The organism is Escherichia sp. E14S1 (genome assembly GCF_004211995.1).
In the GTDB taxonomy this organism is placed as follows: Bacteria; Pseudomonadota; Gammaproteobacteria; order Enterobacterales; family Enterobacteriaceae; genus Escherichia.
In genome coordinates, this window is record NZ_RHJQ01000027.1 from 1 (window position 1) to 13,316 (window position 13,316).

At 43.1% G+C, this 13,316-nt stretch carries 11 protein-coding genes and 1 pseudogene; 5 read left to right on the forward strand and 7 right to left on the reverse strand.

Annotated features, from left to right (window positions below; translation table 11 throughout):
- Positions 1-180: pseudogene (locus D9734_RS20975) on the reverse strand (flagellin FliC); the annotation flags it as partial.
- Between the two features lie 288 nt (positions 181-468).
- On the opposite strand from D9734_RS20975, the gene fliD reads away from it, so the two are divergent.
- From fliD to D9734_RS20995, 4 genes are all read left to right on the forward strand, one after another.
- Positions 469-1,956, forward strand: coding sequence for a flagellar filament capping protein FliD (gene fliD, locus D9734_RS20980; protein ID WP_130210261.1), 1,488 nt, complete (start codon positions 469-471; stop codon positions 1,954-1,956).
- 52 nt (positions 1,957-2,008) lie between these two features.
- Positions 2,009-2,416, forward strand: a complete 408-nt coding sequence (gene fliS / locus D9734_RS20985; RefSeq protein WP_130210263.1) for a flagellar export chaperone FliS — start codon at positions 2,009-2,011, stop codon at positions 2,414-2,416.
- Positions 2,409-2,744, forward strand: coding sequence for a flagellar protein FliT (locus tag D9734_RS20990; protein ID WP_130210265.1), 336 nt, complete (start codon positions 2,409-2,411; stop codon positions 2,742-2,744). The genes fliS and D9734_RS20990 overlap by 8 nt, the downstream gene beginning before the upstream one ends.
- Positions 2,745-3,019: 275 nt before the next feature.
- Entirely contained in the window at positions 3,020-4,234 is a 1,215-nt protein-coding gene (locus D9734_RS20995) for a sigma 54-interacting transcriptional regulator (RefSeq protein ID WP_130210267.1), read from the forward strand.
- 34 nt (positions 4,235-4,268) lie between these two features.
- Here the strand turns inward: D9734_RS20995 and D9734_RS21000 are convergent, their stop codons facing one another.
- Complete coding sequence (locus tag D9734_RS21000; protein WP_130210269.1) at positions 4,269-5,567, reverse strand: aromatic amino acid transport family protein; 1,299 nt, start codon at positions 5,565-5,567, stop codon at positions 4,269-4,271.
- A 74-nt stretch (positions 5,568-5,641) separates the two neighbouring features.
- Entirely contained in the window at positions 5,642-6,844 is a 1,203-nt protein-coding gene (gene megL, locus D9734_RS21005) for a methionine gamma-lyase (RefSeq protein WP_130210271.1), read from the reverse strand.
- A 349-nt stretch (positions 6,845-7,193) separates the two neighbouring features.
- On the opposite strand from megL, the gene D9734_RS21010 reads away from it, so the two are divergent.
- On the forward strand, positions 7,194-7,487 hold the full coding sequence (locus tag D9734_RS21010; protein WP_130210273.1) for a type II toxin-antitoxin system YoeB family toxin: 294 nt from the start codon (positions 7,194-7,196) through the stop codon (positions 7,485-7,487).
- Positions 7,488-7,530: 43 nt separating this feature from the next.
- On the opposite strand, the gene D9734_RS23285 is transcribed toward D9734_RS21010, so the two are convergent.
- The 4 genes from D9734_RS23285 to D9734_RS21025 all read right to left on the reverse strand — a co-directional run bounded on the left by D9734_RS23285 (position 7,531) and on the right by D9734_RS21025 (position 13,307).
- Positions 7,531-7,698: a hypothetical protein gene (locus tag D9734_RS23285; protein WP_165383301.1), complete on the reverse strand. Its 168-nt coding sequence runs from the start codon at positions 7,696-7,698 to the stop codon at positions 7,531-7,533.
- Positions 7,699-7,786: 88 nt separating this feature from the next.
- On the reverse strand, positions 7,787-8,920 hold the full coding sequence (locus D9734_RS21015; RefSeq protein ID WP_130210275.1) for a glycosyltransferase family 4 protein: 1,134 nt from the start codon (positions 8,918-8,920) through the stop codon (positions 7,787-7,789).
- A gap of 81 nt (positions 8,921-9,001) precedes the next feature.
- Positions 9,002-11,707 (reverse strand): autotransporter outer membrane beta-barrel domain-containing protein, encoded by a 2,706-nt coding sequence (locus tag D9734_RS21020; RefSeq protein WP_130210277.1) that lies wholly within the window; start codon positions 11,705-11,707, stop codon positions 9,002-9,004.
- 451 nt (positions 11,708-12,158) lie between these two features.
- Positions 12,159-13,307 (reverse strand): MFS transporter, encoded by a 1,149-nt coding sequence (locus D9734_RS21025; protein ID WP_130210279.1) that lies wholly within the window; start codon positions 13,305-13,307, stop codon positions 12,159-12,161.
- Positions 13,308-13,316: the final 9 nt, after the last annotated feature.

Below are 13,316 nucleotides of genomic sequence, written 5' to 3' on the forward strand. Positions count from 1 at the left end.
ACCAGAGATGCTGGCGGTGAAGCGGTTGCTGATAGCCTGGCCAGCAGCATCGTCTTTTGCGCTGTTAATACGCAGACCAGAAGACAGGCGTTGGATCGCAGTGCCGAGAGTGGACTGAGATTTGTTCAGGTTGTTCTGTGCAACTAGGCTCAGTGCGTTGGTATTAATGACCTGTGACATGATATATCCTCAATTAAAACGTGACGGTGCGATCCGCCCGGAATAGAATTTAAACTGAATATGCGTTGTAACTCCGCATACCACAGATATCGGCGTGGAAATAAAGTGGCTAAAGCGAATGAGATAAAAAAAGTAAAAATAGGGCGGAAATGTAAGAGGACAAATTAAAGAAAGCGAATAATTTCATTCTTCGGATTGTTGAAAAAAAGTTAAATATTTATCCAGTCTGTTTTTATGCCGATATAGGGAAGAGATTCTTAAAAATCACAACCCCTCAGGAGAAACAACATGGGTATATCATCACTGGGAATCGGTTCAGGGATCGATACCGCATCAATGCTGGAGCAACTTAAAGCCAGCGAACAGCAGCGCCTGACGCCCTATACCAGTCTTCAGAATAGCTATAAATTGAAGATTTCAGCCTGGGGATCTATCTCCAGCCTATTGTCTACGCTGCAAAAATCGGTGAAATCATTAGGTGGTGATGCATTCAATACCCTGAAAGTGAGTAGCAACAAAGCCTTTACTGCGACGGCGAGCACGGGTGCGCTGGCGGATACTCATGAAATTACTGTGGAACAACTGGCATCTGCCCATAAACTGAAAACGGAACTCCAGACCAGTGCTGACACCACCCTGGGGAGTACAACTGGCAGCGGCACCAGAAAGATCACCATCACGCAAAAAGACGGAAAAACCACCGAAGTTGAACTTAAAGACGATGAAACGTCGTTAAACAGCATCGCCAAGGCTATCAACAAGCAAAATGGTGATGTTAGTGCCAGCGTTCAGTCTACAGGCAAAGGTTATCAACTGGTTCTGAGTTCTAAAACAACCGGCAGCGACGGTGAAATGAGCGTTAAGGTCGACGGCGATCAGAATCTTGCGGACATCTTGGACACGTCAGCAGGCGGTCAGCATCCAAATGGTGTTGCGGGCGATCCCGGTGCAGCTGACAAGATGATTTCGGTTTCGGATGCTAAAGATGCCAAATTGTCTGTTGATGGTACTGATTTTACTCGTTCCAGTAACAACATTACTGACATCATTGACGGTGTGACGCTGAACCTGAATGCCGTTTCTGAAGCAGATAAAAATGATCCGACCAAATTACAATCTGAGCAGTTGACATTAACGGCTGATACGTCTGCTATTAAAACTCACCTTCAGGATTTTGTTAAGCAATACAATGCACTGCTGTCAGCAACAACTGTATTCAGTAAGTACGTCAAGAATGATACCTCCGGTCTGAGTGATGATGATGTCGCAACGCCCAGTTCCAAGAGCGGGGCGCTGATGGGCGATTCCACGCTGCGCGGAATGGTCAGTCAAATTCGCTCTACGGTAAACGGCGTTTATGGTGATTCTGGCGCTGATTATGGTTCATTAGCCGATCTGGGCATCAAAATTGATGCCGCAACCGGTCAGATGACACTGGATGAGAACAAGCTGGACAACGCGATTGCCGATGATCCGGATCAGATCGCCAATATGTTTATGGGTCATGGCAGTAATGAAGGCATGGCGACTACGTTGGGGAATATCATCAGTAGCTATATTGGTACTGGTAGCGATGATAAAACCGGGCTTATCAAGACCACCACTGACGGCCTTGATTCACAAAGCAAGGTGGTTCAGCAGCAAATTGATAAGACCCAGAAACTGATCGATGCTCAGGTTGAGCGTTATCGCATCCAGTTCCAGAATCTGGATACCGCGATGTCAAAAATGAACAGCATGAACTCGCAATTAACCTCTCTTTTATCAACGATTTAATAAGAGTAAAGGCTGACGGAGCGTGACTCCGCCAGCCCCGCAGGAGTCTGATATGTACACTTCACAGGGCGCAGAAGCCTACAAACAAGTTTCGCTACAGAGCAAACTGGCAGGAGCAACCCCACATCAGCTTATTTCTATGCTGTTTGATGGAATTCATAGCGCAATCCAGAAAGCAATTATCTATTTTGAACAGGGTAATATTCCTCGCCGCGGGGAGATGATCTCTAAAGCAATCAATATTATTGATAATGGTTTGCGGGCATCGCTTGATCATGAGAAAGGTCTGCATATTGCAGGCGAACTCGAACAACTTTATGAGTATATGTCACGGACATTGTTTCAGGCTAACCGAACGAACGACCCTGAATTACTGAAGCATGTCGATCAACTATTAATGCGGCTTGCAGAAACCTGGGAAGAAATTGACCCACAGCAAACCCGGGGGAGACGTGGTTAATTTGATTTCACATTATGATAATTTGTTCGACATGAACCAGTCGATGTTAACGATGGTGCGTGAAGAAAAATGGGATGCCTTTTTAGCGCTGCTGGATATATTTCTGGCGAAAGCGGAAGACTTAATGACGGGCACCAGTGGATTAACGCTGTCAGAAATTGAGCGTGAACGCATCAAAAGTCTGGTTCGTGAGCTTATGAACGGTACAGAGGAGTTGATCCGTAAAGTCAATATCAGGCTCGAAACGCTCAAGCAAAATATGACATCTTTGCATCAAGGTTCAAAAGTTAGTCAGATGTATACGTTTTTTGACGCGGTAAAACGCTAATTAGCATTGGTTATACTGCATTCCCTGGGCAGCAAATGAGCTGTACCAGCGTTGGTTAATGTCCATTGGAGTCATGGGCATTAACAATATCATCTATTCTCAATAGTTTATCTATCATATTTCCTATTTCCAGTTTCCGATGCTACGCGACACATATTCCCTTAACGTTGTTCTTCATTGAGATTTTCCTCAACTCTGTGATGCCTTTGGCAGAACATCCTCCTCCTTGCAGTAAAATGCCTGTCGATGTGTTCAAAAAATGCAATGGAGCTTATGTGTTTACGATACGCTGGAATATAAAAACCATTGACCGTATTTCAATGATAGAAGACGTTTTAAAAGAATTTTCATTTTATAAATTTAATATTATTTCAATGAAAGTGACAGCCGGACGCATTCTTATTAAATCAATGTGTCGTCATACAGGGGATATCAATAGTGTGGTGACACGGTTAAGTCATCATCCAGACATTATTAATATTGAGCATTTTAGTACCGATAGTGGAATCACCTCTCATAGATCAGTAAAACCGAGCGAATATTTTACTGATATGATTGGTGAAAGCCCGCAAATGCAATCGCTTATAGAAAAAGCGATAAAGTTTTCGGAAAGTCGTTTTACCGTATTGATTCGCGGTGAAACGGGAACAGGGAAAGAGTTGCTGGCGCGTGCTATTCATAATTGTGGGCCACGACGTTTACACGCTTTTATTCCGGTAAACTGTTCGACAATCCCTGAAGAACTGATGGAAAGCGAGTTCTTTGGTTACGAGAAAGGCGCGTTCACCGGGGCCGATGGCAAAGGGAAGAAAGGATTGTTTGAAATGGCGGATAAAGGAACGCTGTTTCTTGATGAGTTTGGCGAAATGCCACTAAGTATGCAGGCAAAACTACTGCGCGTTTTGCAGGATAGTTGTATCCGCCGTATAGGCAGTTCTCAGGTTGTTTCTTTTGATACTCGGGTTATCGTAGCCACTAATGCGAACCTGGAAGAGATGATGTTGAATCGTGAGTTACGTGCCGATCTCTACTACCGAATCAATATTCTTTCGTTAACAATCCCGCCGCTTCGCCAGCATCCACAAGATATTACGTTATTAATTGATCATTTTCTGCAAAAGCATTGTTGCGAGTTTAAGCGGGCATTGGTTTTTGATAAAAATAGTCTGGAATTTTTGCAGCATTACGCATGGCCGGGCAACATCAGGGAACTGGAGAATATTATTATCCGTTTGATGCATATGTCGGACAGTGGAATAGTAACAATGGACGAAATGAAATGGATGAATTCTCTATGCCGGGAGAATCAGCAAAGGCACAGTGGGAATATAGGGCCTTTAAAAGAACAAGTTCGCTTGACTGAACGAAAAATTATCGAAAAGATGTTAGATGATAATGTCTCTGCGCGTGGTATCGCTAAAGTGCTTGGTGTCTCGCATACTACCGTTTTGAATAAAATACGCAGCTACCAGCAGGATATGGTTTATTAATGCCCCCATCTAAAACATGGGGGCGTCCCAAATACTACTCGATGAGTTTCAGCAGCGGTGAGAGACAGAGTAAAATACCGTAGATAAAAATAAGCCAGCTTCTGACCCCGCGCAGGTTTTCTAGCGCTTTGACACTGTAAATTAAGAAAACAGGGATCAGACAAGAGACGATACCGTATAGTGGACTACCAAGCTGGAAAAACACCAGGACGGATACACGAAACGAAACCCAGACAACCAGTGTAGCAACAATAAAAATCCCTATTCCTGTTGTGAGCATCTGCGGGCTGACTTTCTCAACATTAATTACCCGACTTAAAATATTGAGTACAATTCCTTTCAATGCTTCATGAAAACCAAGATATATACCAAAAAAAGCCGTCAGAACTGCAAATATATTTAATATTGTCGAAGCAAGATGAATAATTTCTCCCGGTATCACTTGCGTTGCCAGCGCCAGGGCGGAAATATTCTGCTCAAATGCGGAAACCGCTTCTTCATGGCTGATGGAAAAAGTAAATGAGAATGAAAAAAATAATATGATGGTTATCAGCGCAATGTAACTGATTCGATGGGTGCGGATAGCCATTCTGGTGGCCATAACCCGGTCTCTTTCTCTTTTTCGATAGGCAATATTCATCGGATTCAACACCTGAATAAAGACGGCTGAGAAAAAACAAAACGGGATGGTGAGCAGAACGTCGCGAAAAAAATCACTCATTGGCGGGAATGCACTAACATTATTAAAATTCCAGTGAGGGATCATGATAAAACCGAGAATAATAATAATTCCCACTTTGATGATTACCATTGGTCCGGAAATTTTAAATAATATTTTTTCACCACGAGAGGCAATGGCCACTAAAACAGAAAAGACAATGATCTTATAGATAACGGATTGTGACAAGTCGCTATCGGTTAAACCAAAATGCCTGATGTACGAAGCGCTGTCAAAAATGACGGAAAGAGAGTAGATGAATATCCCATGGACAATCATCAAAAAATAAATAACACCTAAAAAAATTCCCCAGTTTTTCCCCAGGTAGTGGCTTATAATATCAGTATAATCGTTGCAGGTTTCACTTTTAGAAAGTGTTTTAAGATACATATCCTGCACAATATAAGTTGCAGGGTAAGCAATAATAAATGCTGTAATGAAAACCCATATCCCTTTTAAACCGATCTGCACCGGCATTAAAACAGTACCTGCGCCAATTGCCATGCCAATGCATAATAAGACCCAACCAAAGTCATAGCGTGTAAAGGGGAGTTTATTGGTGAGTGTGTGAGAAATATTTACATAATTATCCGCTTGTTGCGTGCTGATTTGCATAATGTGCCTCCATCCCAATCCCTCTGCCAATAAGACAGAGGGCAGGCGTTGATATTTTATATGCTGTTGAAAAATTAATTTCCGGCGATGGCTGTTGCGATTGCCTGCTGAAGGTCCTCAATAATATCGTCAGGATCTTCCAGACCTACAGAAAGCCGAATCATTCCATCAGTAATTCCTGCTTTTAATCGTTCTTCTGGCGGTACAGGAGAGTGGGTCATCGATGCCGGATGTTGGATCAGCGTTTCGGTATCCCCAAGACTTACCGCCAGCAAACATAAATTGACCGCGTTAATCATCCGTCTGCCAGAATCAAATCCTCCGGCTATTTCGAAACTGATGACACCGCCGGGTAAAGTCATTTGTCGCTTATATAAATCGTACTGAGGGTGAGCCAGTAATCCAGGATAATAGACATGGGTAATTGTTGGATGGCTTTCAAGGAACTGCGCAATTTTCATGGCGTTGCTGGAGTGACGTTCCATCCTGACGCCGAGAGTTTTAACGCCACGCAAGGTCAGCCAGGCATTAAACGGACTCATACATCCGCCTGTAATATCCTTAAGTCCAACGTAACGCGCCTGGTCGATAAAGTCTTTTTTACCAACAATAACACCGCCAATTACATCGCCGTGACCGTTAATGTATTTAGTGACACTATGTACAACAATATCCGCCCCCAGACGTAATGGTTGTTGACCGTAAGGCGACATAAAGGTGTTATCGACAATTAACAGCGCGCCGTGCTGATGCGCGATACCCGCGACCATTTCGATATCGACCAGTGTCAGTGTTGGATTGGCTGGGGTTTCGATATAAATAACCTTCGTTTCTGGCCGTATTGCTGCTTTTAGTTCAGCAATGTTGGTTGCGTCGACAAAGCTTGTGGTAATGCCAAATTTCGGCATGCTGTGGGAAAGAAAAGCGTGCGTGCAACCATAAATTGCATTGGCAGAGACAATATGATCGCCTTGCTGACACAGAGTCAGCAGGGCTGTCGTAATTGCTGAAATTCCAGAAGCGGTCGCCAGCGCGGCTTCACCGTCTTCAAGGACGGCCATTTTTTGCTCAAGGGCATCTGTGGTGGGGTTACCCAGGCGAGTATAAATATAACCTGGTTCTTCCAGTGCAAAACGTGCAGCGCCTTGTTCAGCATTATCAAAGACAAATGTTGATGTCTGGAAAATTGGCGTGCTGAGTGATCCTGTAGAGGGGTCCGGGTGTTGTCCTGCGTGTACAATTTTGGTATCGAATCGATAATTGCGGTTATTAGACATACTCTTTCCTTAATTTTATAAACGACTCGCTAATGACTTAGCAATTGCTATGCCAGATAAATAAGCGTGTATATTCAATTCATTAGTATTTTTACACTGTCGTTTATGTTCGGAATATTTCCAGTCTGGAAATAAAGTTGCCACTATTAACGGAAACAATAGTTACAACATACAAATATTTGTCGAAATCTCCGCACTCTTTAAACTCCAGATACTAAAATGTCGCTATGTAATACCTTATCGTTCAATCAAAACAATTGTTGTTCTAACCGACGAAGAGTTAGTTAGGCTAAATGTTGTAATGAGCAGCGCTGCTCACCATGGGCAGCTTTCAAGGAGATGAGAGTTTATGTATTACAATTTTGATGATCGTGAACAAAGGACCAGATATCGCCAAAACAAACATATCGAAGTACCGCAAGCCGCTATGAGAAAATATTATGAATGGCGTCGTCTTGTCAGGGACTATGGGCACGATCCAAAAACAGCGGCAAAATCTGTTTCGGATGCAAATTGTGAAAAACTTCACGGTGTTACTGATACTTATTCATTTCGGATAAATCAAGAGCATAGGGTTGTATTCATCAAGCGAGGTAATGATATAACAGTTCTTTCCGTAGGCGGCCATTACGTTCGTCAGTAAGTAAAGACAGGTGTTATGGTAGACCTGTATAACTGCCGTCATGTTAAAGGTGATCGCTCAGGTGGTCACCGAACTCAATAATAAAACGGATCATCATCAACAGCCAGTTCTGGAACGACATACTCAATTTAAGGGTATCGTTGTTGAGTACCAGGTAAATGAGTTTTTTACTTGGTACAGTACAAGATAAGTAACCGTGGCAACTTGTCATTGACCGCCTCTGACCCACAATCAAGTCTGGGTCAAGTATTTATGCTGTAAGAAAAACAGCGTTTATGGGAATTTTGAATAAAAATAACTCACTGTCGTTCTTTCTGTAACGTCTTATGCAATTCCTGCCAAACGCTGATATATGACTCAGTCATCTTGCTTAACGTAAACTCCGGTCGATTAACACTATTACGGAATATCTGCGTCTTCTGGTCTTTACGTAATTGCTCGACATCCGAAAGATAAGTAATAATTCGCTTTTGGATCGCGGCGATTGTCGGTTCGCAAGCATATTCCGGCTGCATATAACTATCCATACCTAATCCTGGCGTGGCGATTAATGCGCAATTCGACAACAATGCTTCCAGACCAACAATACCGTAGCTTTCCTGCATACTTGGGAAAACGACGATATCAGTTTCCGCCAGCGCCCGTTTTTTCTCTTCCCCTTGCACAAAGGTTAAACCTTTAAAACCTTCTTTTTCCATATAATCGGGGATTTTTTCAGGTCCATAAACCCGGGCTTCTATGCGCTGCCGATAGGTTGGTGGAAGTGTATTGATGGCATCACGGAAAATCAGGAAATTCTTCACAATATCGGTAAAGCGACCAAAAAAGCTAATCACGACTTTGCCTTCAGGATGGGGAATTTTATCCGCCGGATAATCTGCGAAATCCACACCGATTGGAAACAGGTGAGGTGGGACGATATCCGCCGAGACATGCTGAATAACAGAGCGATGGGCCCAATCGCTATGAAGAACCACCGCGCCACTTTGCCGCACGGCGATCCTCTGCTCCCAGTAATGCTGCATTCCTTTTTGTGTCCGGGTCAGATAGTGTTGCATACCGATATAGCTGGAATGCAGCGTGAACTGAACGCGGTTTAGCTCAAAAAAGAACGGCAATAGCGGCGAGTTTTCATGTACCGAAATAATGTCAGGTTTGAACTCATTGAGGATCGGCTGAACTTTTTGCGCTGTACTCCAGGCCACGTTAAGACTGAGCGACTCCAGCGATGAATCGAGGGGTAAGGCCGGTTCTACTGCAATCTCATAATCAGCTAACTGAGAATGTGCTGTCTTTTGATTATTCAGATACAACACTTTAAAAGGATAATTACGCCGTTTTAATTCCGCCCAAAAGTGTTCATTAAAAAAACCAAGACCGCTAAACAGCACGTCCGGGGCTTCAGTTGTAACAATTAAAACTCGTGGTTGCATACCAAATCCTATTATCAAATGCAACGGATAGCCTGCCAGTCAATAAAAACCGCCAGGCTTCCATTTAACAATGGCTCTCCACTAGAAACGATATTTAATTCCTAATATAACCAGAGTATCGCTATAGCCACTGTCACCCATTTGCTGCGTGACGTTACCCCAAAGATCCAGGCGACGAGATAACTGGCCTTCAAGTCCCACTTTTACTTCGCCAATATTTTTGGTTCCATCAATACTATTCTTATAGCCATTCATGGTTGCACCAAAGTTATGAGTATTGTGGATCCAGTTGGCTTCGATAAATGGCTGGAATTTACGGTCTTTACCGTTATCAATAGCACTATGACCGTTGGCATAAGTACGAATACCAAGACGACTTTGAATATTGCCATCACCATCAAAGGAAACACGTGAACCACCACTACTTGAATGTTCAGTATGGTCATTGGCGCGAACGTTCATCCAGGTCAGTTGTCCCTTAGGTTGCAAATAATATTTCACACCGTCAGAGATTCGTTCCCCCAGTTTGAAGGTATAGCCAGCTTCAATTGATGCCGTAACACCCCGGGATTTATAGCTTTCCGTCGCCAACTGGTCACCTTTTACTTCATTATCAAACCAGTTATATAAAGCCCAGGCATCAACATAACTGCCTGTTTTATCATGCTCATTGGCATACCATGTGCCATACAATCCCGCACTGTACCCCGCCACAGAACCTGTGGATTTATATCCTGAATATTTTGACTCCGTATTGCTGTTTTGCCTGGCGAATCCGGCCATTACGCCCAAATGCCAACGGTCGAAACCATTGCTACTCCATTGTGCAATATCGCCACCTAGTTGAGAAACGTAACGATTCCCCTGATTTTTTAACTGGCCACTGCTATCACGAGAACGGTTATGACCGCCAACTTGGCGCAGCCACAAACTGGTCACCTTTTGCTCACCGGTCAGGGCATCAGTATATTGGGTTTCCCCCATACGATCGTGAAGGCGCATCAGGAACAGGCTATTGGCGGCCATATGGTTAAACATATAGCTCCCCGGTTCGGGTCGATTGATATTTTCAGGTTCAGGCTTCGGTTCTGGAGTTGGCGTAGGCTCGGGGTCAGGATCAGGTTCCGGGTTCGGTATAACCGGATCTTCAGGCGTGACAATCGGAAGCTGTGAACGCAGATACCAGTCACCATCCTGATTATTGACGCTATTTTTATGCAAATAGTATTCAAATGCACCGCCAACGACACGACCTTGCTGAATAAACTCACCGGAGGAATCACCGTTAACTTCAATAACTTTGATCCCTTCACTGGTTTTAGCTCCGGTTCCGCCAGAATTATTAATCAGCAGATAACTTTGTCCGGAGGTTGAGCCATTAATGATGACTCTGTCTGTAGGAGAACTGTCATCCCCAAGGTAAGTATCCAGCTCAACAGTGCCATTATTACCCACATAATCACCGTCGATAGTAAAACGATCACCTACGACGTTATTAGCGAGAATTAAACGGCCCTGGTTTTTGAAGGTGGGCAAATTCTGCAACAGCGCGCTGTTTGCGCTGCCATCGGCATTCGCGGTCAGTATAATTTGACCGAGGTTATTTAACTCAGTCGTTCCGCCACCAAAATCACTGGTTGCCACAGAAGCAACCGCATCCCGGACACCATCCCGATCGGAATCTGACCACTGACGAATATTCCAGACGCCCGTTGTGTCATTCACGATCTTATCCTGACCGCTGGTTAATTGAATAACACCAGTCATCGTTCCGGCATTGGTGATGCTGGTAGCCGCCCCAGTGTATTGGTATGTATTAATACCCGACGGATTATTAGTGTAGTTGAGATCATAATAATCATAGCCAGTTGTGCTAATCGCGACATCAGACAATGCCCCCAACGTTGCACCTTCATCAATCGTGATACTGGAAGTTGCTCCGCCGATGGTTTTAATCCCCGCACCTTCAGAGCCGCCATCAACTACACTACCTTCCTGTAAGTGAACATCAAACACACTCTGAGGATCGAGAATAATGTAGCCGCCGCTACTATAGGAATATTCAGGGCCGGTATCCTGTAAACGAATCGCATCTCCAACTTGAGAGCGAATAACGCCTGAGGTTGTCATCCGAGATTCCAGCGCCTGAGAATATATTGCGGCTGTATCTTTACTGGCACTCTGGTTAACAATTTGACTATCGGAATATTGCGTCACGGCCCCCAACGCTAATAGACCGCCGGATGCACCCGCCAGATAAACACTGGCGTGTTGGGTTCCACGAACGTTGGTTATATCAAAGATTATACCGCCGGAAGGCCCGGAGATGGGGGCCTGAGGTTTCTGCACATCAACATCGGAGATGTTTCCTGTATAGATATTGCCAGAGGTGCTCACTTCAATTTCGGTGTTGCTACGTCCTAATGCCTCAATACCCGTTGCATCCGAATGAATTGTTGTGCCAGCCTCTAAATGGATAACTGATTTATCCGTAGTCATATAATCAGTTTCGTATTGATAGGCTGGGGTACTAGTACGATTATTTATGTCAGTATGAATATGGATATTTATTTTGTTATCAGCATAGACACAGCTAGTTTCAGGTCTGGTACTGACATAATCACAAGAATCTGTGGCATGCGCGGTATTAAAAGCAAGAAAGATAGCACCTGCAACCAGGGTTTTGTTAAAGGGATTTTGACCTGCGTGATAGTATACATTCTGTAGCGCTATTTTAGGTTTTTCAACGCTCTCTTCTGAATAACAACAATTGTATCTATTATCCATAATAGCTCATCCTGATGAAATTTATCCATTTAATAAAACCGACGAGAGCAATACCACGCGCACGCATTTGGTTTAGGTTAAGAGTCTATACGTCCCATTAATTTTGTAAATAAGAAATATTGAACTTTTGGTTAAAATATCATTCATTGATAAAAAACAACATTTTCATACTCAAATAAACACGCATTCGGGACCAGAGAACGATAGTTATTATAAAGATTTCAACTGGTTAAAGTGAAAATGGTTTAACAAACGGAATGATCGATTAATAAAATTGTTAGCGATATAAAATAAGGATTTTTATAAACAATGCCAGGAAATTTCCGTGATTAATGCGGACAAATCACTCGTCTCTTTCGATTATTCAAAAAGTTAAAGAAGAAGATCTGTATCCTGAACAATGGCCAGAAAGGCCTCGAGAAGTCTAACCCTTTATCATCAACGAAAGTTTTTAATATTTGTTATTATTATTACGTAATAATGGTGCAAGCACAGCATTCATAACAAGTATAAAAGCCATTGCTATATATATCATTGGAAAACCGAATTGTTGTGCAAAAAAGCCTATTGGTGCTGGCGCCATTAATGTACCTAAATAACCGATGCTTGTAACAATACTTATTCCAGTACCTACAGCAATTCCAGACTGATGGCCTGCGGATGAAAAGATGACAGGAACAATATTGGCAATACCACCGCCAGCCAGAGAAAAAGCCAGAATTGCCTGCCACGGCGACGGTGACAGGGCTGCTGTTAGCATACCGGCTGCTGCCAGGATACTGGATACACGAAGAGTTTTCACGGGTCCATAACTATCATGTATCACATCACCAACGAATCGAACCATTGACATGGTGCATGCAAAAAAAGCAAAAGCAAGGCTGGCTATTTCTATATTAGCATTAAGGTTTTTCATTAGATAACGTGATGACCAGTCGACAACCGCACACTCTGGTATCATTCCAAGAAGAGCCATTATTCCTATAATATAGATTTTAGCCTGGCGGGGTAAACTCGATGATGATTTATTTTTCTGATTCTCTTGTGGATGATCATTAGTGATAAAATGAAGTGCTGTCAAAACCAGAAGAAAAGCGATCCCAGAAATTATAAAAATATGACCAAGGTATCCATAGTTTTTAACTGCATAACCACCTGTAAAACCCGATACAAATAAACCAACGCTCCATGAATAGTGGCACATTGACAGTATTGCGTAAGCTAATTTTCTTTCAAGGATAACGGCATTTGCATTCATGGCCACATTCATCGAACCAATCATCGCGCCTAAGAGAAATAAAAAGAATACTAATGAAGAAATATTTTTTACAATGCCTACGGATATTAACGAAACAGATGCTAACACGGCAAATAATCGAACAACTTTTTGTGAGCCAAACCTTGAGATTAACATACCGGACAGAGGCATCATAAATAAAGCCCCCAAACCGAATGTCAAAATAAGTAGACCAATGGTTATATCATCGGCACCAAAACGAGGAGCAAGCTGTGCTATCTGCACAGCCCATCCTCCTTGTATAAATCCGTTGACAAAAAATAGTACAGTAACGGCCCATCGGGATTTTTGTAGCCGTTCCATGAACATTAC

Bases quoted from the DNA above. Each gene is read 5' to 3' on its own strand.
- fliD (WP_130210261.1), top strand. From the start codon at position 469: ATGGGTATATCATCACTGGGAATCGGTTCAGGGATCGATACCGCATCA.
- fliS (WP_130210263.1), top strand. From the start codon at position 2,009: ATGTACACTTCACAGGGCGCAGAAGCCTACAAACAAGTTTCGCTACAG.
- D9734_RS21000 (WP_130210269.1), bottom strand. From the start codon at position 5,567: ATGCAAATCAGCACGCAACAAGCGGATAATTATGTAAATATTTCTCAC.
- megL (WP_130210271.1), bottom strand. From the start codon at position 6,844: ATGTCTAATAACCGCAATTATCGATTCGATACCAAAATTGTACACGCA.
- D9734_RS21010 (WP_130210273.1), top strand. From the start codon at position 7,194: ATGTATTACAATTTTGATGATCGTGAACAAAGGACCAGATATCGCCAA.
- D9734_RS23285 (WP_165383301.1), bottom strand. From the start codon at position 7,698: ATGACAAGTTGCCACGGTTACTTATCTTGTACTGTACCAAGTAAAAAA.
- D9734_RS21015 (WP_130210275.1), bottom strand. From the start codon at position 8,920: ATGCAACCACGAGTTTTAATTGTTACAACTGAAGCCCCGGACGTGCTG.
- D9734_RS21020 (WP_130210277.1), bottom strand. From the start codon at position 11,707: ATGGATAATAGATACAATTGTTGTTATTCAGAAGAGAGCGTTGAAAAA.
- D9734_RS21025 (WP_130210279.1), bottom strand. From the start codon at position 13,307: ATGGAACGGCTACAAAAATCCCGATGGGCCGTTACTGTACTATTTTTT.